This window comes from Planococcus chinensis, assembly GCF_020071995.1.
In the GTDB taxonomy this organism is placed as follows: Bacteria; Bacillota; Bacilli; order Bacillales_A; family Planococcaceae; genus Planococcus; species Planococcus chinensis_A.
On record NZ_JABWTK010000002.1, the window covers coordinates 228,730 to 249,253 of the forward strand.

Consider the following 20,524-nt stretch of genomic DNA (forward strand, 5'->3'; position numbering starts at 1 on the left):
AGGCGTTTTGTCATGTCCGGACGATTTTATTCCACGCTTCTCCAAAGATACAGCGAAGCGTAAGAAAGATAAGGCTCCCATTCAGGCAGATGGAGGAGGATTTCTTCAGCTTTCGGTTTTTCTGGCCGTCCCCATTGGATTTTCAAGGCATTTTGCAAGCCGATATCCGCCAAAGGAAATAAGTTGGGGCGGCCCATCCCGAACATCAGAAAACTTTGGGCAGTCCACGGGCCAATCCCTCTGTAATGAACCAACCGGGCGGTCACTTCATCATCTTCCAGCTTTGCCAAGTCTTCTAAAACCAATTCCCCGCTTGCAATGGCTCGGGACAGCCCAATGACGTATTCAGCTTTTCGTGTGCTGAATTGAAGTTCCCTTAAATTCACCGGATCAAGTTGCGCAATCGTTTCAGGAGCCGGATAAAACCAGACGCCCTCTTTTTGTTCCCCGTAAGTTTGGACAAATCGGCTCGTTAAGGTATGGGCAAACGATAAGTTCAATTGCTGGTGGATGATGCTTTTCATCAAGGATCCATAAAGTGAAAACTCACGGATCAGCGGCGTCCCTTTATGTTCCTCAAACAGATGGGCAAGGCTGGTACCTCGAAAATGGTCCATGACCGGTTCGAGAGAACGATTGAAATGCATGATGTCAGCTATCAACGCCATTTGTTCTTCTATTGCATCGATTATTTTAAACACTGGGCTTTCGCTGGTCCCTTTTGCTTTCACCTTTGCAACATTGCCCTCTGGCATCGGAATCCGGACGGAGCGGTCCGACAGATCAACTGCATGCAATGGATCAAGGGACAGCCGCTCTAGTGCACGGTCGAAATCATAGGCAAATGGCAATTCCATTCGCATTTCTCTCATCTCCTTTTTCTTCAACCGTATCCCACCCAGATTTTGATTGCAAGCCGGAGAAGCAGGAAATATAATGGGAAAATGAAAGCAGGGATAGACATGAAACAAATTACAGCTTTACTTGTAGCCTTGATGCTGCTCACAGGATGCGCAGTATTGGAGTCCACCGATACTGCCGGAACAACAGACCAAATTGAAGTAGAAGTCACTTCCGTAATTGACGGAGACACCATCAAGATCATATATGAAGGCAAAGAAGAGACAGTCCGTTATTTGCTGGTGGATACGCCGGAAACCAATCATCCGCGCCTCGGAAAACAGCCCCTTGGCAGCGAAGCGACCAATGAAAACAAACGCCTCATCGAATCAGGAGACGTTTCGATTGAATTTGATGTAGGCGACCGTTTCGATGACTACGGCCGTTTGCTTGCTTATATTTATGTGGACGGGGAAAGCGTGCAGGAACAGCTGCTTGAATCAGGTTATGCACGCGTAGCCTATGTTTATCCTCCGAATACCCGCTATATTGACGAATTCGAAGAAGTGGAAGCTTCTGCCAAAGAAGCGGGAATCGGCATTTGGGAGTTTGAAAACTATTCAACAGAGCGCGGTTTCAATTCCGATGCCTACGGAAAAGAACCTAATTCATCCACATCAGATTCACCAAAAGGCGATTGCCGAATCAAAGGAAATATCAACCGGAACGGCAATAAGATTTATCATTTGCCGGGTGAAGGGTCCTATGAGCAGACCAATCCTGAGGAATGGTTTTGTTCAGAACAAGAAGCAAAAGATGCAGGGTTTAGAAGCACCGGAAGCTGACAAGGAGGTTAATTATGCAAGTGATCGTTTTACGGCTTGATTACCAGTCGTCGACAATTTTAGAGCAGCTTCAACAGCAGGCGCAGGCTGCCGCCTTAAAACAAAAAGCGGCTTTGCCGCCGCATCTTACGCTGCAGTCATTCACACAATCCAATCCGCTTGAGCTGAAAAAAGCAATTGAACCTTGGGTCGTAAAAATGAAGCAATTTCCTTTGTCTTTCGCTTCCCTCGGCTTCTTCAAACAGCAAGGCAGTTTTTACGCGGCGCCGATTGTCACCAAGCCGTTAGCCCAACTGCATTCGGCACTCAGTCTGTCGACGCAGGAATTTCCCGGGCATAATGCTTACTATATGCCGGAACAATGGGTTCCCCATGCGACCATTATCAATCATATTGCGCCGCCGTTCTGGGGACCGCTGTTTGCACGGCTTTCCATGGAATTCGAGCCTTTTAAAGCAAAGGCGGCTGCTATCGAATGCTGGTCTGTTGTCCAAGGAAAAGCACAAACCGAATGGAGTATTTTTCTTGCTGAATAAGCTATTGACTTTTTTTTTGGGCGCGATATAATTATATTTGTCCTGGAAATGAGATTCCTTAGCTCAGCTGGGAGAGCGCTACCTTGACAGGGTAGAGGTCGCTGGTTCGAGCCCAGTAGGAATCATTGGGTGCCAAACCCGCAGCAAGCTTTAGGAACAAAGTTTGCTTAGAAAAAACCGTTGCCTTTTGGCAGCGGTTTTTTATTTTTCTCATAAAAAAATGGGTGCGCGAAGCAATAGACTTCACGCACCCATTCTCTATACTAGGCTTCAGATGTCTTAGGCACTTTTTTATCCCGCGCCATCCATTGAATAGCCCATAAAACAATAAATACAACTGCTCCAACGTAGGAGTAGATTCCTTCCGGATAAATCAAAGCCAACCCTGTAGCAAGCGCTATAATGCGTTCAATCCAAGTGACTTTTCGGTACCAGTATCCGATCAAACCTGCTCCAACTGCTATCATTCCGGCAAACGCAGTAATTAACACCCAGGTCAATTCGGACCATGTTGTATCAATCATCAGAAGCGCAGGCGACAGAACGAACATATACGGAATGATGAATGCCGCTGCAGCAAGCTTTGCTGCAATAAAGCCGGTACGGATCGGCTCTCCTCCCGAAATGCCGGACGCAGCAAATGCTGCTAGTGCCACCGGCGGTGTTATATCGGCGATAATACCGAAATAGAAAACAAATAAATGTGCAGAAATAGCTACAACTATTGGCACTGCCGCTCCAGCTGGCTCATCGAGCATTAAGAGTGTAATAATGGCGGGTGCTGCAATTGTAGAAGTGATGACATAGTTCGCCGTGGTTGGCGACCCCATGCCAAGTACAATAGCGGCGAGCATGGTGAAGAATAGAGTTAACAAAATACTTCCGCCTGATGCAGAAACCAGTCCATTCGCTAAACTCAAACCTAACCCCGTTTTAACTACTACTCCAACAATAATGCCGGCTGCTGCAGTAGCTGCCGCCACAGCTAAGGCTGTTCTAGCTCCATCTACAAGTGCATGGACCATGTCTTTGAAGCTCAATCGTGTATCTTTGTTAAACGCGCTGACCACTATCGTCAGCACAATGCCGTATAAAGCTGCATGCATTGTAGGCACGCCTATTAGCAAGAAGAAAATTATTGCCACAATGGGCAGCAATAGATAAATCTTTTTCAATACTTCTTTTCTATTTGGCATCTCTTCTTTAGAAAGCCCTTTTAATCCAAGGCGCTTCGCTTCAAAATGTGTCATAATCCATACTCCGGAGAAATACAGAATCGCTGGAATAGCAGCCGCTTTAGCGATTTCCCAATATGTAATCCCTCCGATGAATTCAACCATCAAGAATGCAGCCGCCCCCATAATTGGTGGCATAATCTGGCCGCCGGTAGAAGCAGTAGCTTCTACTGCACCGGCAAACTCTTTTTTATAGCCTAATTTTTTCATCATCGGAATTGTATAAGATCCCGAAGTTACCACGTTCGCAACGGAACTGCCCGAAATCGTTCCTTGCAGTGCACTGGAAAAGATGGCCACTTTTGCAGGTCCGCCGATCAAATGTCCAGCTAAAGAAACTGCTAAATCATTAAAGTATTGGCCGACCCCTGTTTTCACAAGGAATGCGCCAAACAGCAAGAAGACAAAAATGAATGTCGCTGAAACACTGATTGGTGTCCCTAAGATGCCATCTGTGGTATAAAACATCAATTGGATAACAGAATCGAGATCCTGTCCCCGGTGCCGCAAGAACCCTGGGAAATAAGGCCCAAAAAAGGCATAGGCCAAGAAAAGGGACGAAATGATGGTAATTGGAAGCCCAACCGCCCGGCGTGTCGCTTCAAGCGTCAGCAGGACAGCCAAAATTCCGACGATCAAATCCAGCTCCGTCACCCGGCCGATTCGAAATACCAAATCATCGTACATGATCGGCCAATAAAGCCCGACCCCGACGGACAACAAAGCTAAAATATAATCGTAAAATGCAACTTTATGCCGCTCGCCTTTTCTTTTAAAAGCAGGGAATAATAGAAAAATCAACGACAAGGCAAAACCTAAGTGAATCGACCGCTGAATATAGGCCGTGTATTGGCCAAAAATCGCAGTATATAATTGGAATAAGGAAAAAGCCAATAACCCGAAAAATACGACGTGCTTTATGAATCCGCCTAAATCACGTGTATTGGATTCCGGATCATATTTTTGCAGAATCTCTTTCTGCTTTTCTTCTGAGATGTACGCATCGTCTTCAGGAGGCAGCTTCATTTCTTCTCTTTCTTCTGGAGGCAGTTTATTGCTCATTGAGTTTCACTCCTTTAAGTTGCTGAAAAGCAGACAGGCGCTGAACCCGGAACGTGTATGACTTGCCGCGTTCAAGGTTTTTTTTCAGATCAAATTCCTTTTCGCCTGTTAAAAAATATAATCCGGCATCGACATCACCCACAAGCAAACGGAAATCCGCCAACTCTCTTTTCATATTTTTGATAAAGTATTTTCCATCTTTTTCGACAAAAGTTTCTCCTTCTCCTGCATTGGAAGGCATGCCGATATTGAAATCTTCATATTCCAGTTCCACTAGCTTCAACCTGTTGTCCGGGAGAACTTTATAGCTCTCCAGCACTTCTGAAAGGTGGATGGAATGGATATATTTAATCTGGAAATCTGTTTTTTCAAGCGGAAGATAGCCGGCTATTTTTTCGGTATGATTGTCGTAAAACACATAACTTCTTTTCAATGGAAATAAAGCAATTGCGAAGATAATGAGGATGAGGACCGGCACCACAATCAGAGCTCGGCGCCTGGGCAAAAAATGCATACAATGTCTCCTCCATCAAAAAAACATAAATAACGACGATAAAGCTTGCGCTTTATCGTCTGTTATTTTAAGAGATTTTATTGATTGACTTCATCAAAGTACTTTTGTGCGCCTGGATGAATATCAATTCCGATGCCATCCAAAGCTGTTTCCGCTTTAATGAACTCCGCTTTGGCGTGCTGAATTTGATCGGTATTTTCGTATATTGCTTTTGTAATGTCATATACCAGATCTTCAGACAAATCGTTCTGTGCAACCAGCATCGCTAGAACCGACACAGTCGGTACGTCTTCGGTTAATCCGTAAGTTCCGGATGGGACTGTATCTTTTGCATAGTATGGATATTTTTCAATCAACTCAGTCGCTTTATCTTCAGCAACCGGCACGATTACGACATCCGTAGTCGCCCCTAAGCTTTCAACCGCACCAGTAGGAGTTCCTGCCGTAATAAAGGCAGCATCGATTTGTCCTGCCTGCAGGCTTTCTTGTGATTCAGCGAAATCCAAGTTTTGTGCTTCCACATCTTCCATCGTCATGCCATGAATTTCAAGTAGTTGTTCCGCGTTGATATATGTTCCAGAACCCGGAGCTCCTACTGAAACTTTTTTGCCTTTTAAATCTTCAAATGCAGCAATGCCTGAATTAGCAGTCGTTACCAATTGAATCGTTTCGGGATAAAGAGCACCGATTGCTGAAACCGTATCAATGACTTCGCCTTCAAACATATTCGATCCTTCAGCTGCGTAGAAAGCAGTGTCCGTCTGTACGAAAGCAATCTGTCCTGCATCGTCAGCAAGCGCTGTCATATTTGCCGCAGAAGCTTGTGAAGACTCGGCAGTCGTGTCAATGCCTGTTTCGTTTTCAATGATTGTTGCCATTGCTCCGCCCAGCGGATAGTATGTGCCTGTCGTACCGCCAGTCAAGATGCTCAGGAACTCAGGGTTTTCTGCACCCCCGCCTTCGCCGCTGCCGCCGCTGTCAGTTGCTGAGTCTCCCCCGCAGCCTGCCAACAAAACCGAACCAGCAAGCGCAATTGCAGCGAACAATCCAAATTTTTTGTTTGCCATAAGTAAAATCCCCCTTTGTATTTTTTTCATATTTCAAATTAATCATAACATGCCTTTAGACATGTATGCCAACTGAATTTTCCAAAAATACTAAGGAAATGGAACTCTTCTCAAGTTTCTGCGCCTTCTACATGCGTTTCCGGTGCTGTATCTTCTGGAGCCACATCCTCGAAGGTCATGCCTCTTTCTTCTAAATCTCTTGTCCGGTGCGCTATGCGGGCAGATGCACAAGCAGCAATGCTTGCCACCAAATCATCCAAGAATGTATGGACCGCTCCACCGGCTTTCGTATCCAGCTTGCGGATGATTCCTACCTTATTCTTGTCTAAATGGCCGAAAGTGGTCACAGCAATGCTCCCATAGGTCAGAACGGCTCCGAGGCCGATCATTTCGTCTACCCCAAACAACCCTTCATCCGAATCGACGATCTGCTGAAGCGGACTTGACAATTTCCCTTGTTCCGCCAGCTCATCCAGTTCAATGCCGACGAGCAGCGCGTGCTGCATTTCGCGTTTCCGGAGAACGCTTTCAACCGATTCAATGCAATGGTCGATTGTCAGTCCGGCATTATAGGGCAACTGCATTTCCAGTACGATTCTTGCAATTTCATCTAGGGTTATCCCTCTGCGTTCTAAGGCTTCATGTGTTGCTTTTGTTACATCGTTTGAATGTACACGGAATTTTCCTCCATCCATTCCAAACATCCCCTTCCTTTTTTTCTTTAGCTTTCCTGCCCATTATACCTCTCTCTTCGAATATGTTACAATTTTCGTACAGAAAGCACTAGGAGGTTTATTGATGAATAGAGGCAGTGTCCAGGATTTAACTATTTACAGCAACGAATTACAGGAGGAAATGCAGTTACTGGTTTACCTTCCTTCTAATTTTTCACCATTATATAAATATACTTTAATCATTGCATCAGACGGAAAAGATTATTTCCAGCTAGGGCGGCTGCCGCGTATAGCGGATGAGCTTTTGGAAAACAACGAGATTGAAAATATCATTTTTGTCGGTGTTCCTTATAAGAATGTAAAAGACCGCAGCAGCAAGTATGAACCAACCGGCGAAAAACATGGCGCTTATTTGCGTTTCTTGGCCCACGAGCTGGTCCCGTATTTAGACGAGCATTATCCGACATACCAAGTCGGCATGGGGCGTGCTTTAATCGGCGATTCACTCGCAGCTACCGTATCGCTTAGCGCGGCTTTAAAATATCCGAACATCTTTGGACGCGTGATTTTGCAGTCGCCAAAAGTCAGTGATGAGCTGATGACTGCAGTGGATAACTTTAACTCTGCCAACTCCTTTACTGTATATCATGTAATTGGCAAAGGCGAAACTGCTGTAAAATTAACTTCCGGTGGTACTGCCGATTTCCTTGAACCCAACAGAGAATTAAATAATTTACTGAAAAATAAAGGGTTTTCCATCTTTTATGAAGAATTTGATGGAGACCACACCTGGAAGCATTGGCAGCCAGACCTTAAACGCGCTTTGCTCCAAAATTTCGGTCTATAGTCAGGCGTTCCTGCCTAGAAATTTTTTTGGTATAATAATTTTAGAATTTTCACTACTGACTAGGAGGGTTTTTTATGAAATTTGGAGTTGTTGCTTTTCCGGCAAAAAAATTGCAGGACGTTGCGAATTCATACCGTAAACGTTACGATCCGCATTATGAATTAATCACACCGCACATGACACTTAAAGATGCGTTTGAAGTGGATGAAAATGAAACGGATAAACTTGTGCAGGGATTGGAAGAAATAGCGAAGCGCCATAAACCGTTTACTCTTCACGCTACCCGTGTGAGCACATTTTCTCCTTTAACCAATACTTTGTATTTCAAAGTCGATCCGGATCCAGGAATTTTAGCTTTGCATAAAGATTTGCATACCGATTTTTATGACAGCCAGACTAAATATTCTTACGTTCCTCATATCACCATTGCGCAAAAAATGTCCGATTCGGAACATGCAGACATCTTCGGCCAATTAAAAATGGTCGGCATTGACCATGAAGAAATCATTGACCGTATCCATTTGCTCTATCAGCTGGAAGACGGGTCTTGGACAGTTTATGATACATTCCGCTTAACGGGAGATGACCAGTAAATTGCAGAAAGTAACAATTGCAGAAACGCCACTTGAAAAAGAACAGGCATTTGAAGTAAGAAGAAAAGTATTTGTCGAAGAGCAAGGGGTTCCTTTGCACGTTGAAATGGATGAATTTGATGAATCAGCTATTCATTTTGTGGGCTATGAGCTTGAACAGCCAATTGCGGCTGCGCGCATTCGTGAAATTGAAATGGGCACAGGCAAGATTGAACGGGTATGCGTTCTCCCTGAATACCGGGGGCTTCATGCTGGGATACTCATGATGCAGGAAATGGAACAGTACGCCTTGAAAGCGGGATTGTTTACGTTGAAACTCAATGCCCAGTCCCATGCCATCCCATTTTACGAAAAACTCGATTTTGTCGTAACGACTCCTGAATTTATGGATGCCGGGATTCCACACCGCGGCATGGAGAAAAAAATCATGTAAAAAAGCAGGACAGCCTTAAATGGCTGTCCTGCTTTTATTTTTCTTCATTTCAAAAGTAATTTTTAAAGAACGTGATACCCGCTGTCGACGTGGATTGTTTCTCCGGTAATTCCACGTGACATATCGCTGAATAGGAAAGCCGCAGTGTCTCCGACTTCCTCCGGTGTCGTGTTGCGGTGAAGCGGTGCTTTTTCTTCAATTTCATGAAGAATGCTGTTGAAGTCGCTGACGCCTTTTGAAGACAATGTACGGATCGGGCCCGAAGAAATGGCATTTACCCGAATGCAGTGGCGTCCAAGGTCTGCTGCCAAATAACGTACAGACATTTCAAGGGAAGCTTTTGCAACGCCCATAACGTTATAGTTCGGCATTACACGCTCTCCGCCGATATAAGTCAATGCGACAATGCTTCCGCCTTCTGTCATAAGCGGCTTCGCGTGCTTCGCAATGACCGTCAACGAATACGAGCTGATGTTTTGAGCCAGTAAGAATCCGTCGCGTGAAGTATCCGAAAAGTCGCCTGCCAATTCTTCCGTTTTAGCAAAAGCGATGCAGTGAGCCAATCCATCAATGCTGCCCACTTCTTCTTTGATTGATGCAAAACAACTTTCCACACTTTCATCGCTTGTAACATCACATGGCAAAATCAGTTCATGATTGCCATCCAACGTCGCTACCAAATCCCGGACCGATTTTTCGAAACGTTCGCCGGCATATGTAAAGATTAAACGGGCTCCGGACTGGTCCAATGATCGTGCAATCCCCCACGCAATGCTCCGCTTGTTGGCTACACCCATAATGACGTATGTCTTTCCTGCTAATGAAATTGACATTCTTTATTCCCCCTGCATCTTTTTATTATTCAAAATGCCCTGTTTCAGGCATTCCGGGCTTATGGATTTTTACTTGTCCAGCTTTTCTTATTGTCCAGCTTTGGCGGCCAGCCCCTCGAGACACTTCAGTCTTGGCCCGAATGGCCAAATGCGCCATTCATGCCAATCCTTCCAGCGCTTGCCGGGGCTAAACGGCCGCCTCCGCTTTTCTTATTACCTGGTACTAATATTACCCTATAAAAAAGAAAAGTGCAATTCGCACTTTTCTATAGTTGGTTTAAGAATGTAGTTGCCAGTCCCAAATAAATCAGGATGGAGATAATATCGTTCAATGTGGTGATAAACGGTCCGGATGCAACCGCTGGGTCAATATTTAAGCGATGGATCAGCAGCGGAATAAATGATCCTGCCAGGGTAGCCACAAAAATGGATCCCATGACAGCAGTGCCAACCAACACGCCGATCAATAATTCGCCTTTCCAAAAATACACAAGCCCCACAACGACGAGGCCGCATACGATGCCGGTAATCAACCCGGTGCCTGCTTCCCGGAACAATAATTTCATCTTGCTTTCTTCTTCAATATCGCCTGTAGCAATCCCGCGGACTGCGACGGCCAGTGCCTGCGTTCCGCTATTCCCTGCCATTCCGGCAATCAGCGGGATAAAGACGGCCAATAGCGCCACTTTATCGAGCGTCGCTTCAAACATTCCCATAAGATTGGCGGTCAGCATACCGAGGAATGTCAGCAAAATGAGCCATGGCAGGCGTTTCTTCGCCGCTGTGAACGGCCCTCTGTCAAACGTGTCCATATCGGACACCGCAGCCAATTTGGAGTAATCGTCTGATGCTTCTTCGTCGAGGACATCGATGATATCGTCGACGGTAATAATGCCGAGCAGATGGTTTTGAAAATCAATAACCGGCATTGCCAGGAAATCATAGTCTTTGATCATCCGGGCCACTTCTTCCTGATCTTCACCAACCGATACAGAAACCACCCGCTCATTCATGATGGATCTGATCAGCGTATCTTCATCCGAAATGATCAAGTCACGCAGAGTGACGATGCCTGACAGACGTTTGTCTTCATCCACCACAAACACATAATAGATGGTTTCTGCATTCGGTGCTGCATTCCGAAGAATATTCATCGCTGAACGGACAGTCGAGTTTTCAGGGATGGACACAAATTCTGTAGTCATGATTGAACCAGCCGTATATTCTTCGTAATGCAGCAAATCTTTGATCTGGCGTGCCGATTCTTTGTCCATGATGGTCAAATAGGCAGCCACCTGGTCCTTGTTCAATTTATTGAGAATATCGACGGCATCATCGGTGTACATGGCAGCAAGCAAATCTGCCGCATAATGGACATTGATCTCTTTAAACAAATCTTCATACTCATCATCATCTAATTCAATGGCTTCAAAAATATCCGCCATTTCTTTAGGAGAGAGATACTGATACAGTTGATGGCGGATTTCCGGCTCCGCTTTTGCATAAAACGTCGCTTGGTCATATGGATGCTGCGCGAGGAATTCTTCCCGGAAACTTTCCAAATCGCCACTTTCCAACAAACCCAATAGCAGTTCGTCATTTAATTCTTTTTCATTCATTACTTTTTCTTCTATCATGTAAACTCCCTCCTTCCGATTGTTCAAAGTCTTGCAATTTCCATCTTTACGTTACACTATGTGTAGAGATAATCAAGATTTAAGAGGTGATTTTTTGAAATACGATATTATCGGCGATATCCACGGCTGTTTCGATGAATTAGTGGATTTGATCGCCAAGCTTGGCTATGAAAAAACCCATGATGTCTATATCCATCCAGAAGGCCGGCAGCTAGTTTTTGTCGGAGACGCTATGGACCGGGGCCCTAAATCACTCGAAGTGCTGCAGCTTTTGTTCCGGATGCAGGATAGGGGCATCCTCTACTATTCCCCTGGAAACCATTGCAACAAACTTTACCGCTATTTTAAAGGCAATAATGTCCAAGTCAATAACGGACTGGAAACGACCCTTGCTGAATGGAGGACGCTTCCGAAAAAAGCACAGCAGGAGTTCAGAGCCCGTTACCGGCGTTTTTACGAAGAGCTTCCCGTCTACCAGGAACTTGGCAATGAACTGATTGTTGCGCATGCCGGACTTAAATCAGAAATGATTGGGAAACCGCTTAGCAGAAGCATTGCCACTTTCGTCTTATACGGCGATATCACAGGAAGATTCGACCAAAACGGCCGGCCCATCCGAAGAGACTGGGCCAAGTCCTATCACGGGAGAAAATGGATTGTCTACGGCCACACGCCGACAGAACAGCCTTATATCATCAACCAGACGGCCAATATTGATACAGGTTGTGTATTCGGCGGAGCGTTAACGGCTTTCCGCTTCCCGGAAAAAACGCTTGTCTCCGTCCCTTCTCAACAGCCTTATCAGCCGGACCGTTTTCATCGTTTTGCATAAATCAATTCTTCCATATCTTCTTTTAAAGGAGAAGTGAAAGAAAGGGGTTCTCCCGAAACAGGATGGACCAGCTCCAGTGATTTGCAGTGGAGGGCTTGGCGGGAAATGCCGCTCCGCTCCCCTCCATATAAATCGTCGCCGAGCAACGGATGCCCGATATGCGATAAATGGACACGAATTTGATGGGTTCTCCCGGTGTTCAAGCTAAGTTCCACATGGGTAAAGCCATCAAACTCTTGCAGGACTTCCACTTCCGTTTCAGCAAATTGGCCATCCGGGCGCACTTCCCGTTCGATAATGCTGGTATCTTTCCGGCCGATCGGTTCGGTAATCACGAACTTTCGTTCACTAAACTTTCCATGGGCAAAGGCATCATACCGCCGTTTCATCCTGTTTCCTTTTTGCTGCATGGAAAGCATGTGATGAATATGGCGGTTTTTGGCGATGCACACAAGCCCTGACGTATCGCGGTCAAGCCGGGTGGCGATATGCAGCGTTGCCGGGATTTCGTTTACTTCGAAATGGTTGGCTACGATATTGGCAAGGCTCCCACTAGGATGTTCGCGCGAAGGAATGGTGTTCTGGAGAGGCGGTTTATCGACAATCAGCAAGGCTTCGTCTTCATAAACGATCTGAAGCGGCCCTGCCTCTGCAATTAGCCCTTCCCCCAGCTCTTCATTCGGAAAAATAACGGTCACGGCATCATCTTGTTCCAAGACATGCCGGACCGTTACTTCATTTCCATTGACTAAAATCTGGCCGCCGCTGTATTTGACAGATGCAAGCGTTCTTTTGGAAATCCCCCAACCATGGAGAGCTTCCCGCAGCAAGCCAGGTTCTTTAACGATATAAGTTAATTGGAATGACTTGAATTGTTTCACTTTTAAACCTCACTATCAATGAATGAATCATGGACCCTTTTCCAGAACGGATGATTCCGGAACCGGGCAAAGCGGACTTTCTCGTCCGCCACCCTGTACTCGATGGATTTAACATCTTTATGGAGCAGCTGCAGATGATCGACCGTGACCATAAAATCGACCGCTTTTACGGGCCGCAGTGCACAGCGGTGATGCGAAGGCAGCACAAGCGGTGAACCCACGGTACGGAAAACCCGGTTGTTGATTGAAGCCATTTCCGTCAGCTGCATTGCCTGCAGCGACGGATGGATGATGGCTCCTCCAAGCGCTTTATTGTAAGCGGTGCTCCCTGACGGTGTAGACATGCACAATCCATCTCCCCGGAACGTCTCAAAATGGCTTTCGTTTAAAAAGACATCCATGACAAGCGTCACGTCAGGAGATTTTACTGTAGACTCGTTTAATGCCAAGTAGACGGCCGGTTTTTCCTTATTGCGGTAATGGATGCTCGTTTCAAGCAGCGGGTACTCAATGACTTCGTAATCCTTTTTGGCAATCGACAGCACCAGCTTTTCAATTTCGAGCGGTTTCCAGTCTGCGTAAAACCCCAGATGCCCTGTATGTAACCCGACAAAAGCAACAGAGTCCAATTGATCCCGATATTTGTGGAATGCATGAAGAAACGTTCCGTCTCCGCCAATGGACAACACGACATCTGGAGATTCTTCGTTCCATTCCAAACCGAAATCCTGTAAATATTCCCGTGCAGTGGCCATTAATTGATTGGATAATTCATCACTTCTCGATTGAATATAAAATTTCATCTCGATGATTTCCCTCCTTCACGCTCATTTGGAAAATGTGTGCTCGGGGATTCTTTAAATTCGCTGAAATAAGCCTGAGCTTCCTGAATTTCATCCCGGATCTGCGACATTTCTTCATCCAGCTGAAAAGCAGCTTCCGCAGCCCGCTGGAGGCGGTTTTTAATTTCTGCCGGGAAAATCCCTTTATATTTATAGTTCAGCGAATGCTCGATCGATGCCCAAAAATTCATCGCGAGTGTGCGGATTTGGATTTCCGCCAAAATCAGCTGTTCGCCTTTGATTGTCTGAACCGGATATTCCACAATGACATGGTACGAACGGTAGCCGCTTTGCTTTTCATGCGAGATATAATCTTTTTCTTCAACAATCCGCAAATCGTTGCGCTGACGCAGGAGCCCTACAACCGTTTCAATATCCCCTACAAATTGACACATCATTCGAAGGCCGGCAATATCCTGAAGCTGATGCGCCAATTCCTCTGATGGCTCAAATGGAATGCCTTTTTCAAGTGTTTTGTCATAAATGCTTGCCAGCGGTTTCACCCGTCCCGTAACAAATTCAATTGGTGAATTGGTGTTGTCGGTTTCAAACTGCTGCCGCATTCCTTTAAATTTAATCTTCAACTCATCTACTGCCTGTTTATAAGGCGCTAAAAAACGATCCCACTGACCCATAACCTGTCCCCCTCACTTCTCTTTAGCTGCGTGAAGCAAGTGCCTCTTGAAAAACTTCTTCAACCGCTGTGCGGAACACTTCGCCGTAATTATCATTTCCTTCAATATTTTCGATCAGCAACCACATTTCCTCGTGGAAAGCGCTAAGCGGCATAATTTGTTGTCCCCATTGCAAAAGCGGCACTTCGGTTCTTTTCAGGGCCTCAGCAAGTACAGACCATGTATGTTGTTTGAAATGTACGTAAATATATTCAGTTCCCGTATCCACTACATAGACAAAAGCGCATTCGTCGCTGTCCGCAAGCATCTTTCCTGCCGCTTCTACTGCTTCAAACGGCTCAGTTGCCAAGATGCTGAATTGTATTTGGTTTTCGGTAATGGTTCCTTTTTCTACTTCAACTAATTTTCGCAATGAATGTACTCCCCTTCTGCCGTTTCTGCCATTTCTATATAGGCATATTTTAACACAGCTCTGCCATTCGTTGCAGTTTGCGGCCAACTATCCGATAATAAATTTAATAGAGAGGTGTTTGATTATGTCCAAAGAACTTGAAATTGAATTTAAAAACATGCTGACCCAAAAAGAATACGAACAACTGCTGGAGCATTTCCGCTATACTGCAGCTGATGCCAAAACACAGGTGAATTATTATTTTGATACGGCTGACTTTGCCTTAAAAGCGTCCAGATGCGCCCTCCGTATTCGAAAAAAACACGATGGCTATGAATGCACACTAAAAACGCCGGCACCGGAAGGAAATTATGAAACCACCGATTTGCTGAACGAACGGCAGGCGCAGGAATTTATAGAAGGCATTTCTCATGAAGCACCTGAAGTTTGCGAGGCGCTGCAAGCCTTAAATGTAAAACCGGCACAGCTGAAGATGATCGGCAGACTGACCACCCACCGCATCGAATTTGATTTTCAATCCGGTCTGCTTGTCCTGGATCATTCCCAATACGGAGAGACAGTGGATTTTGAACTGGAATTTGAAGTGGCAGATGCGCAAACTGGTGAACAGCAATTTAACGACTTTTTGAAAAGCCAGCAGATTCCACTTCGCCCGGCTGATAAAAAGATTGCACGTTTCATGAAATCCGCCAAATCCAAGCATTGAAAAATATTGTTAAATCCAGTGGATTATTCCACTTCTCCCATCCGGTTCAGTCGATTTGTTTGAGAAATTCCTTCTCCGTTGTTAAAATGAATTTACAGCTAAAGCAAAGGAGACACAATAATGACTGGAAAACCGATAATTCCGTACGAAGAAATTGGTGCGGAACGCTTGTCACAGTTGATTGATGCATTTTATGCACGTGTGGCAAAGCATCCAAAGCTGCAGCCTATATTTCCTCAAGATTTAACTGAAACTGCGAGAAAACAAAAACAATTTATGACTCAATATTTAGGCGGACCTAATTTATATTCTGAAGAACATGGACATCCGAGGCTTAAAGCGCGGCACCATCCTTTTCCTATTACGCCTGCCCGGGCCCAAGCTTGGCTGGAGTGCATGAGCGAAGCCATGGATGAAATTGGATTGGAAGGGAAATTCCGTGAAATCTTTTTCCAACGGCTTGTTATGACTGCTCATCATATGGTGAATGAGCAAGATAGCGAGGAGGAGTTAGAGTGAATAATCTGGACCTGGTTCAAGAAATGGACCATCAGGCTAAGCCACTGAAGCCCATGGAACTGTATGTTTTTTTTGACCCGTTAAATCCAGAATGCTGGGAACTTCAAGGAATCATCCGTAAGCTGCAAATCGAATACGGCCACTATTTTTCCGTGCGTTTTGTATTAAGCACCAAGCTATTCACTTTGAATAAAATCAGCAAAACCGTCAATATTGACACCAACAATCTTTCACATCCGGTGCTTGCTTCTGTTGCAGTAAAAGCAGCGGAACTTCAGGGAAAGCGTGCAGGCAACCGGTTCTTGCATAAACTGCAGGAATACTTGCTGCTTCGGACGAAAGACGTCTCTTCCTATGCCATTTTATTGGAGATTGCGGAAGAATCCGAGTTGGACGAGGAAGAATTCAAACGTGATTTCCATTCGGTGCATACCGCAAAAGCGTTCCAATGTGATATGCATATCACACGGGAAATGGAGATTGATGAAGTACCGAGCATCGTGTTCTTCAACGAATGCATAGAAGATGAAGGCGTGAAAGTTTCCGGCCTCTATTCATATGATGTTTATCAAACCATTTTACAAGAGATGCTTGGCGAGGAGCGGCTGAACCGCCAGTCCCCGCCATCACTGGAAAACTTATTTTTAAAGTATTCTACGTTGGCTACAAAAGAAATTGCCTCTATATATAATATTTCTGAACAAACAGCTGAGCGTGAATTAAAAAAGCAGTTGCTTCAGCAAAAGCTTGAACGCATCAACTTGCCAGATCAAACTTTATGGACATTAAAATAGCCTTCCGCATCTGCGGAAGGCTATTTCAATGCATCTTTTTATGTAATTAAGGCACTTCCGCTTTTCTTTATTGTCTAGCTGCAGCGCCTAACTCCTCGGGTCGTAAGCCACTTTGGCTGTGCGGCTGAAAATACGCCGCTTCGCCAAATCGTCTTACGCCGGTCGGAGCTGAACAGGCGCTCCCGCTTTTCTTTATTGTCTAGCTGCAACGGCCAGCTTCTCGGGTCATAAGCCAACCCAGCTGTGTGGCAAAGAGCGCCACTTCGCTGGTCTGTCTTATGCCGGTCGAAGCTGAACGGCCGTTTCCGCTTTTCTTTATTGTCTAACTCCGGCGCCCAGCCCCTCGAGGTCGCTTCGGTCTTTTCAGCAATGGCAAAAACCGCCATTTCCGACAAGCCCTCCAGCGCTTGTCGGGGCTACACGGCCGCCTGCGTTTTTCTACATAAAACGTGAAAGGCGCCTTCCGCGAACGGAAGGCGCCTTTCCATATTACACAAAGGGGATGGGAGAAATGTTCACGCTCAAACAAAGGGGTGTATGTTTGTATGTGATTTATTTCACAACCTAACTTTATCACGGAATAATAGTTAATGCAATATTTCACAAAGGATTTCACAAATTTGTCATATTGTTTTAGTATTGCAATTCATTATTTGGCATTTTTTATTATATTGATAAAACAAAAAGAGAAAGACGCCTAGTTATTGGGCGCCTCTCTCTTAAAGATTTATTTTTTTAGTAATAGCTTTTCCAACTCATTTAATTTTTCTTCAAAAACCTTGCAGGCTTCTGCAACTGGTTCCGGAGAAGTCATGTCCACTCCGGCTTTTTTCAATACTTCGATCGGATAATCCGAGCTTCCGGCTTTTAGGAATTCGTTGATGTAGCGGTCAACTGCCGGTTGCCCTTCATCCAATATCCCTTTGCTTAACGCGGTAGCTGCACTTAAGCCGGTAGCATATTGGAAGACGTAATAATTATAGTAGAAGTGTGGAATGCGTGCCCATTCCATTCCGATTTCCTCATCTACTGCAACTTCTTCCCCAAAGTATTTTTTGTTCAATTCATAATACACTTCAGTCAAGCGGTCTGCAGTCAACGCTTCGCCGTTTTGATCCATTTGATGAATCAGATGCTCAAATTCAGCGAACATCGTTTGGCGGAATACCGTACCTCTGAACCCGTCCAGCCAATGGTTCAATAAGTAAATGCGCTCTTGGTCGTCTTCGGTTGTCTTCACCATATATTCATTCAAAAGAGCTTCATTTGTCGTTGATGCCACTTCCGCAACAAAGATGGAGTAATCTCCATAGACGTACGGCTGAGAAGCACGCGTATAGTAACTGTGGACACTGTGGCCAAATTCATGCGCTAACGTGAACAAATTGTCAACATTGTCCTGCCAGTTCATCAAGATGTATGGGTTTGTGCCATAAGCTCCTGATGAATAAGCTCCGCTGCGCTTTCCTTTATTCTCTTTCACGTCTACCCAGCGGTTGTTGATGCCTTGTTCCACAATTCCGGTATATTCCTCACCCAATGCGCTCAAGCCCGACAGCATGGTTTGGGTCGCTTTCTCATAAGGAATTTCCATCTTCACTTCTTTTACTAAAGGCGTGTACATATCGTACATATGGACTTGGTCCAAGCCCAGCACTTCTTTGCGCAATGCCGCATAGCGGTGAAGCAAATGCAGATTGTTGTTGACGGTTTCGACGAGGTTGTCGTAAACGCTCTCTGGAATATGGTCATCTGATAACGCCGCTTGACGGGCCGATTCATATTTCCGGATACGGGCATTTACATTGTCTCTTTTAATATTGCCCGATAAAGTGGAAGCAAACGTATTGCGGAATTTGCCGTAGGTTGCATAAACCGCTTTAAAAGCATCTTTCCGAACCCGCCGGTCTGAACTTTCAAGGAAACGGCTGTAATTGCCATGTGTAATCTGTACTTTTTCGCCGTCTTCATTTTCAATTTCCGGAAATTCCAAATCAGCATTGTTCAGCATGCCGAATGTGTCTGAAGAAGTGCTCACCACTTCAGACAATTGGGCAAGCAAAGCTTCTTGTTCTGCCGGAAGTACATGCGGACGGACCGAATTCAGTTCTTCAAGTGCATGTTTATAAAGCTGCAAGCCTTCATGGCTTTCAATATAGTTATTTAAGACAGCTTCTTCTAACTCTAAAATTTCAGGTGTTAAGAAAGACAAGCCTGTCGATACTTTCGCATAGAGCGATTTGATCCGGCTGTCCATCGCCTGATACGTTGAGTTAGTCGTATCCTGGTCATAGCGCATATGCGAGTACGTATATAATTTCTGCAGACGCTGCAGCAATTCGTCTTTATAAACCAAGACATTATACAAAGCTTCCGCGTTTTCCTGCAATTTCCCTTGATAAGAATCCGCTTTTTCTGCCAAGGCAGCCACTTCTTTAAACTCCTGCTCCCAGACTTCGTTGGACTCAAAAATATCTTCAAGTTTCCAAGTCAATTCTGTAGGAACTTCATTTCTCAATAGTAATTTTTCCGCCATTGCAATTCCTCCTTTGCCCTACTCTTTCGGGAGTCGAACTACGTACTATTTTCTCAATTTTCATACGTTTTTGCAATAGTTATCATACAGAAGTTCTAAAAGAAGCTTCCGGTCCTCCTTGTTTGCTTCCATCAAACGGTAAATTTCGAGATACCGCTCCAAATGTTGTACAGCGTTTGGAACGGTCGTCTCTGGCCCTAACTTTACCTGGGCGCTTTTCACGAACTCGAGCATGGAAACCCCCTGAGACTTCGCAACAAGCGCTTGCAGTTGCCATTCAATGCAATGCCCTTCCAGCAGATGATTGCCTGTTAAGGGCACGCCAATCGCCAAAGGAAGAGTGGCGGCATCCAATCGAAGTTCATAACAGGCACGCCAGAAGAGATTCTGAAACCGATTTTGTACAAATTGCTGGCTGCGGACAAATCGCGGCCTTTCAATCATCGCCATCTCAAAAACTTCTTCAAATTCTATTTTTGTCAGCTTGCGGGGCAACGCGAAAGGGAAAGTCTGTTTTTCAGCCGCCAATGATTTGATCTTCGCAATCCACCGAAAGCCGCCAATAAAAAATAGGCTGGAGCAATAATAGAACCGATTGGCCGCAGGATCGAACGACAATAGAAAAGAACACCCCTTCTCCTGCTGAACGAAAGCGCGCTCATAGCTCTTTAGCTTGATGAAATGAATCCCTTCCCTCTTGCTGTCATTCGTGTTTAACAGCCAAAGCGGCTCGATGCCTGCGGCTCGATAGCCATCTGTTCGTGATTTGATTTGCTGTACAGGAATAGGGCTGCATTGAAACTCGACAGCATACTGCCGATCGACTAGCAAGTCAGCCCGTTGCCGGATAACAGGGAAATATTTTTCCAGTTCTACATGGTGGTTTTTTTGTGAGAAAAAGGTGTGGAGCATCGTTTTGCCGTACAGATGTGCAGGTGATTCGGATTCACTGAAAGTCGCGCAATCCGAATGGATTTTGTGGGAAAAATGGGGGATTTTGATGGTGCCGATTTTTAAGAGCAAGGAGTCGCCGCAAGATGGACAGAAAAACTGCTCATTGGCCTTTAGGTGAACCAATTGCTCCCGGGTTAAACGCTGGTGCAAATAGATCGTTCGGTTGGTTGAAGTCTTAGCTACTAATATCGCATTCACTCTCCTTTTCTTGATTGTAGGAGAGTTTTTAGGCTTAAGCAATGAAAATTTACATTGGCCGCCATGCTAATCATTAACCGTTTGCGGCAGACATTTTAT

The 20,524-nt window shown here is 45.2% G+C and carries 22 protein-coding genes and 1 tRNA gene; 10 read left to right on the forward strand and 13 right to left on the reverse strand.

Translation table 11 applies throughout. From position 1 onward, the window contains the following. Positions 1–26 precede the first annotated feature (26 nt). A complete protein-coding gene (locus HU147_RS04225) occupies positions 27–872 on the reverse strand; it encodes a DNA-3-methyladenine glycosylase family protein (RefSeq protein WP_224075058.1) in 846 nt (281 codons plus the stop codon). Positions 873–962: 90 nt separating this feature from the next. Between HU147_RS04225 and HU147_RS04230 the strand changes: the two genes are divergently transcribed. From HU147_RS04230 to HU147_RS04240, 3 genes are all read left to right on the forward strand, one after another. Then, positions 963–1,685, forward strand: a complete 723-nt coding sequence (locus tag HU147_RS04230; RefSeq protein ID WP_224075059.1) for a thermonuclease family protein — start codon at positions 963–965, stop codon at positions 1,683–1,685. 14 nt (positions 1,686–1,699) lie between these two features. After that, positions 1,700–2,221, forward strand: a complete 522-nt coding sequence (locus tag HU147_RS04235; RefSeq protein ID WP_224075060.1) for a 2'-5' RNA ligase family protein — start codon at positions 1,700–1,702, stop codon at positions 2,219–2,221. Positions 2,222–2,273: 52 nt separating this feature from the next. Continuing rightward, positions 2,274–2,346: transfer RNA gene (locus HU147_RS04240), tRNA-Val, on the forward strand. Between the two features lie 138 nt (positions 2,347–2,484). Here the strand turns inward: HU147_RS04240 and HU147_RS04245 are convergent. The 4 genes from HU147_RS04245 to HU147_RS04260 all read right to left on the reverse strand — a co-directional run bounded on the left by HU147_RS04245 (position 2,485) and on the right by HU147_RS04260 (position 6,794). Beyond that, the gene (locus HU147_RS04245) at positions 2,485–4,482 is read right to left on the reverse strand and encodes a TRAP transporter permease (RefSeq protein ID WP_224075295.1); all 1,998 of its coding nucleotides are present in this window, start codon (positions 4,480–4,482) and stop codon (positions 2,485–2,487) included. A gap of 25 nt (positions 4,483–4,507) precedes the next feature. Beyond that, a complete protein-coding gene (locus HU147_RS04250) occupies positions 4,508–5,032 on the reverse strand; it encodes a DUF1850 domain-containing protein (RefSeq protein WP_224075061.1) in 525 nt (174 codons plus the stop codon). A 77-nt stretch (positions 5,033–5,109) separates the two neighbouring features. Continuing rightward, positions 5,110–6,099, reverse strand: coding sequence for a TAXI family TRAP transporter solute-binding subunit (locus HU147_RS04255; RefSeq protein ID WP_224075062.1), 990 nt, complete (start codon positions 6,097–6,099; stop codon positions 5,110–5,112). 110 nt (positions 6,100–6,209) lie between these two features. Beyond that, a complete protein-coding gene (locus tag HU147_RS04260) occupies positions 6,210–6,794 on the reverse strand; it encodes a phosphatidylglycerophosphatase A family protein (protein ID WP_224075063.1) in 585 nt (194 codons plus the stop codon). A gap of 103 nt (positions 6,795–6,897) precedes the next feature. Here HU147_RS04260 and HU147_RS04265 point away from each other — a divergent pair, with 103 nt between their 5' ends. The 3 genes from HU147_RS04265 (at position 6,898) to HU147_RS04275 (ending at position 8,646) form a co-directional block, all read left to right on the forward strand. Continuing rightward, complete coding sequence (locus tag HU147_RS04265; RefSeq protein WP_224075064.1) at positions 6,898–7,620, forward strand: alpha/beta hydrolase; 723 nt, start codon at positions 6,898–6,900, stop codon at positions 7,618–7,620. Between the two features lie 74 nt (positions 7,621–7,694). Then, complete coding sequence (locus HU147_RS04270) at positions 7,695–8,213, forward strand: YjcG family protein (protein WP_224075065.1); 519 nt, start codon at positions 7,695–7,697, stop codon at positions 8,211–8,213. Position 8,214: 1 nt separating this feature from the next. Beyond that, positions 8,215–8,646, forward strand: coding sequence for a GNAT family N-acetyltransferase (locus HU147_RS04275; RefSeq protein ID WP_224075066.1), 432 nt, complete (start codon positions 8,215–8,217; stop codon positions 8,644–8,646). A 62-nt stretch (positions 8,647–8,708) separates the two neighbouring features. Here HU147_RS04275 and fabI read toward each other — a convergent pair whose 3' ends face one another. Together fabI and mgtE are read right to left on the reverse strand one after the other, a co-directional pair. Then, a complete protein-coding gene (gene fabI, locus HU147_RS04280) occupies positions 8,709–9,479 on the reverse strand; it encodes an enoyl-ACP reductase FabI (protein WP_224075067.1) in 771 nt (256 codons plus the stop codon). A 266-nt stretch (positions 9,480–9,745) separates the two neighbouring features. Then, positions 9,746–11,116 (reverse strand): magnesium transporter, encoded by a 1,371-nt coding sequence (mgtE, locus tag HU147_RS04285; protein WP_224075068.1) that lies wholly within the window; start codon positions 11,114–11,116, stop codon positions 9,746–9,748. Positions 11,117–11,210: 94 nt separating this feature from the next. On the opposite strand from mgtE, the gene prpE reads away from it, so the two are divergent. Continuing rightward, positions 11,211–11,948 carry a bis(5'-nucleosyl)-tetraphosphatase PrpE gene (prpE, locus tag HU147_RS04290; RefSeq protein WP_224075069.1) on the forward strand — a complete coding sequence of 246 codons (738 nt, stop codon included), beginning with the start codon at positions 11,211–11,213 and terminating at the stop codon, positions 11,946–11,948. On the opposite strand, the gene HU147_RS04295 is transcribed toward prpE, so the two are convergent. Genes HU147_RS04295 through HU147_RS04310 form a run of 4 tightly spaced genes read right to left on the reverse strand, consistent with a single transcriptional unit; the run spans position 11,933 to position 14,718 of the window. Further along, positions 11,933–12,829 (reverse strand): RluA family pseudouridine synthase, encoded by an 897-nt coding sequence (locus HU147_RS04295; protein WP_224075070.1) that lies wholly within the window; start codon positions 12,827–12,829, stop codon positions 11,933–11,935. The genes prpE and HU147_RS04295 overlap by 16 nt on opposite strands. 2 nt (positions 12,830–12,831) lie before the next feature. Further along, positions 12,832–13,632, reverse strand: a complete 801-nt coding sequence (locus tag HU147_RS04300) for an NAD kinase (RefSeq protein WP_224075071.1) — start codon at positions 13,630–13,632, stop codon at positions 12,832–12,834. Continuing rightward, complete coding sequence (locus tag HU147_RS04305; RefSeq protein WP_224075072.1) at positions 13,629–14,306, reverse strand: GTP pyrophosphokinase; 678 nt, start codon at positions 14,304–14,306, stop codon at positions 13,629–13,631. The genes HU147_RS04300 and HU147_RS04305 overlap by 4 nt, the downstream gene beginning before the upstream one ends. Before the next feature lie 22 nt (positions 14,307–14,328). Next, the gene (locus tag HU147_RS04310; protein ID WP_224075073.1) at positions 14,329–14,718 is read right to left on the reverse strand and encodes a hypothetical protein; all 390 of its coding nucleotides are present in this window, start codon (positions 14,716–14,718) and stop codon (positions 14,329–14,331) included. A gap of 124 nt (positions 14,719–14,842) precedes the next feature. On the opposite strand from HU147_RS04310, the gene HU147_RS04315 reads away from it, so the two are divergent. From HU147_RS04315 to HU147_RS04325, 3 genes are all read left to right on the forward strand, one after another. Then, on the forward strand, positions 14,843–15,424 hold the full coding sequence (locus tag HU147_RS04315) for a CYTH domain-containing protein (protein WP_224075074.1): 582 nt from the start codon (positions 14,843–14,845) through the stop codon (positions 15,422–15,424). A gap of 120 nt (positions 15,425–15,544) precedes the next feature. After that, on the forward strand, positions 15,545–15,943 hold the full coding sequence (locus tag HU147_RS04320; protein ID WP_036807316.1) for a globin domain-containing protein: 399 nt from the start codon (positions 15,545–15,547) through the stop codon (positions 15,941–15,943). Beyond that, positions 15,940–16,737: a ClpXP adapter SpxH family protein gene (locus HU147_RS04325; RefSeq protein WP_224075075.1), complete on the forward strand. Its 798-nt coding sequence runs from the start codon at positions 15,940–15,942 to the stop codon at positions 16,735–16,737. Before HU147_RS04320 ends, HU147_RS04325 begins: the two co-directional genes overlap by 4 nt. Before the next feature lie 727 nt (positions 16,738–17,464). Here HU147_RS04325 and pepF read toward each other — a convergent pair. Further along, the gene (gene pepF / locus HU147_RS04330) at positions 17,465–19,273 is read right to left on the reverse strand and encodes an oligoendopeptidase F (protein WP_224075076.1); all 1,809 of its coding nucleotides are present in this window, start codon (positions 19,271–19,273) and stop codon (positions 17,465–17,467) included. Between the two features lie 60 nt (positions 19,274–19,333). After that, positions 19,334–20,467 (reverse strand): competence protein CoiA, encoded by a 1,134-nt coding sequence (locus tag HU147_RS04335; RefSeq protein ID WP_224075077.1) that lies wholly within the window; start codon positions 20,465–20,467, stop codon positions 19,334–19,336. Positions 20,468–20,524: the final 57 nt, after the last annotated feature.

Coding starts and splice junctions, on each gene's coding strand:
- HU147_RS04265 (WP_224075064.1), top strand. CDS start 6,898: ATGAATAGAGGCAGTGTCCAGGATTTAACTATTTACAGCAACGAATTA.
- fabI (WP_224075067.1), bottom strand. CDS start 9,479: ATGTCAATTTCATTAGCAGGAAAGACATACGTCATTATGGGTGTAGCC.
- HU147_RS04245 (WP_224075295.1), bottom strand. CDS start 4,482: ATGAAGCTGCCTCCTGAAGACGATGCGTACATCTCAGAAGAAAAGCAG.
- HU147_RS04235 (WP_224075060.1), top strand. CDS start 1,700: ATGCAAGTGATCGTTTTACGGCTTGATTACCAGTCGTCGACAATTTTA.
- HU147_RS04225 (WP_224075058.1), bottom strand. CDS start 872: ATGAGAGAAATGCGAATGGAATTGCCATTTGCCTATGATTTCGACCGT.
- mgtE (WP_224075068.1), bottom strand. CDS start 11,116: ATGATAGAAGAAAAAGTAATGAATGAAAAAGAATTAAATGACGAACTG.
- HU147_RS04320 (WP_036807316.1), top strand. CDS start 15,545: ATGACTGGAAAACCGATAATTCCGTACGAAGAAATTGGTGCGGAACGC.
- HU147_RS04255 (WP_224075062.1), bottom strand. CDS start 6,099: ATGGCAAACAAAAAATTTGGATTGTTCGCTGCAATTGCGCTTGCTGGT.
- HU147_RS04270 (WP_224075065.1), top strand. CDS start 7,695: ATGAAATTTGGAGTTGTTGCTTTTCCGGCAAAAAAATTGCAGGACGTT.
- HU147_RS04305 (WP_224075072.1), bottom strand. CDS start 14,306: ATGGGTCAGTGGGATCGTTTTTTAGCGCCTTATAAACAGGCAGTAGAT.
- HU147_RS04260 (WP_224075063.1), bottom strand. CDS start 6,794: ATGGATGGAGGAAAATTCCGTGTACATTCAAACGATGTAACAAAAGCA.
- HU147_RS04300 (WP_224075071.1), bottom strand. CDS start 13,632: ATGAAATTTTATATTCAATCGAGAAGTGATGAATTATCCAATCAATTA.
- HU147_RS04230 (WP_224075059.1), top strand. CDS start 963: ATGAAACAAATTACAGCTTTACTTGTAGCCTTGATGCTGCTCACAGGA.
- HU147_RS04315 (WP_224075074.1), top strand. CDS start 14,843: ATGTCCAAAGAACTTGAAATTGAATTTAAAAACATGCTGACCCAAAAA.
- HU147_RS04250 (WP_224075061.1), bottom strand. CDS start 5,032: ATGCATTTTTTGCCCAGGCGCCGAGCTCTGATTGTGGTGCCGGTCCTC.
- pepF (WP_224075076.1), bottom strand. CDS start 19,273: ATGGCGGAAAAATTACTATTGAGAAATGAAGTTCCTACAGAATTGACT.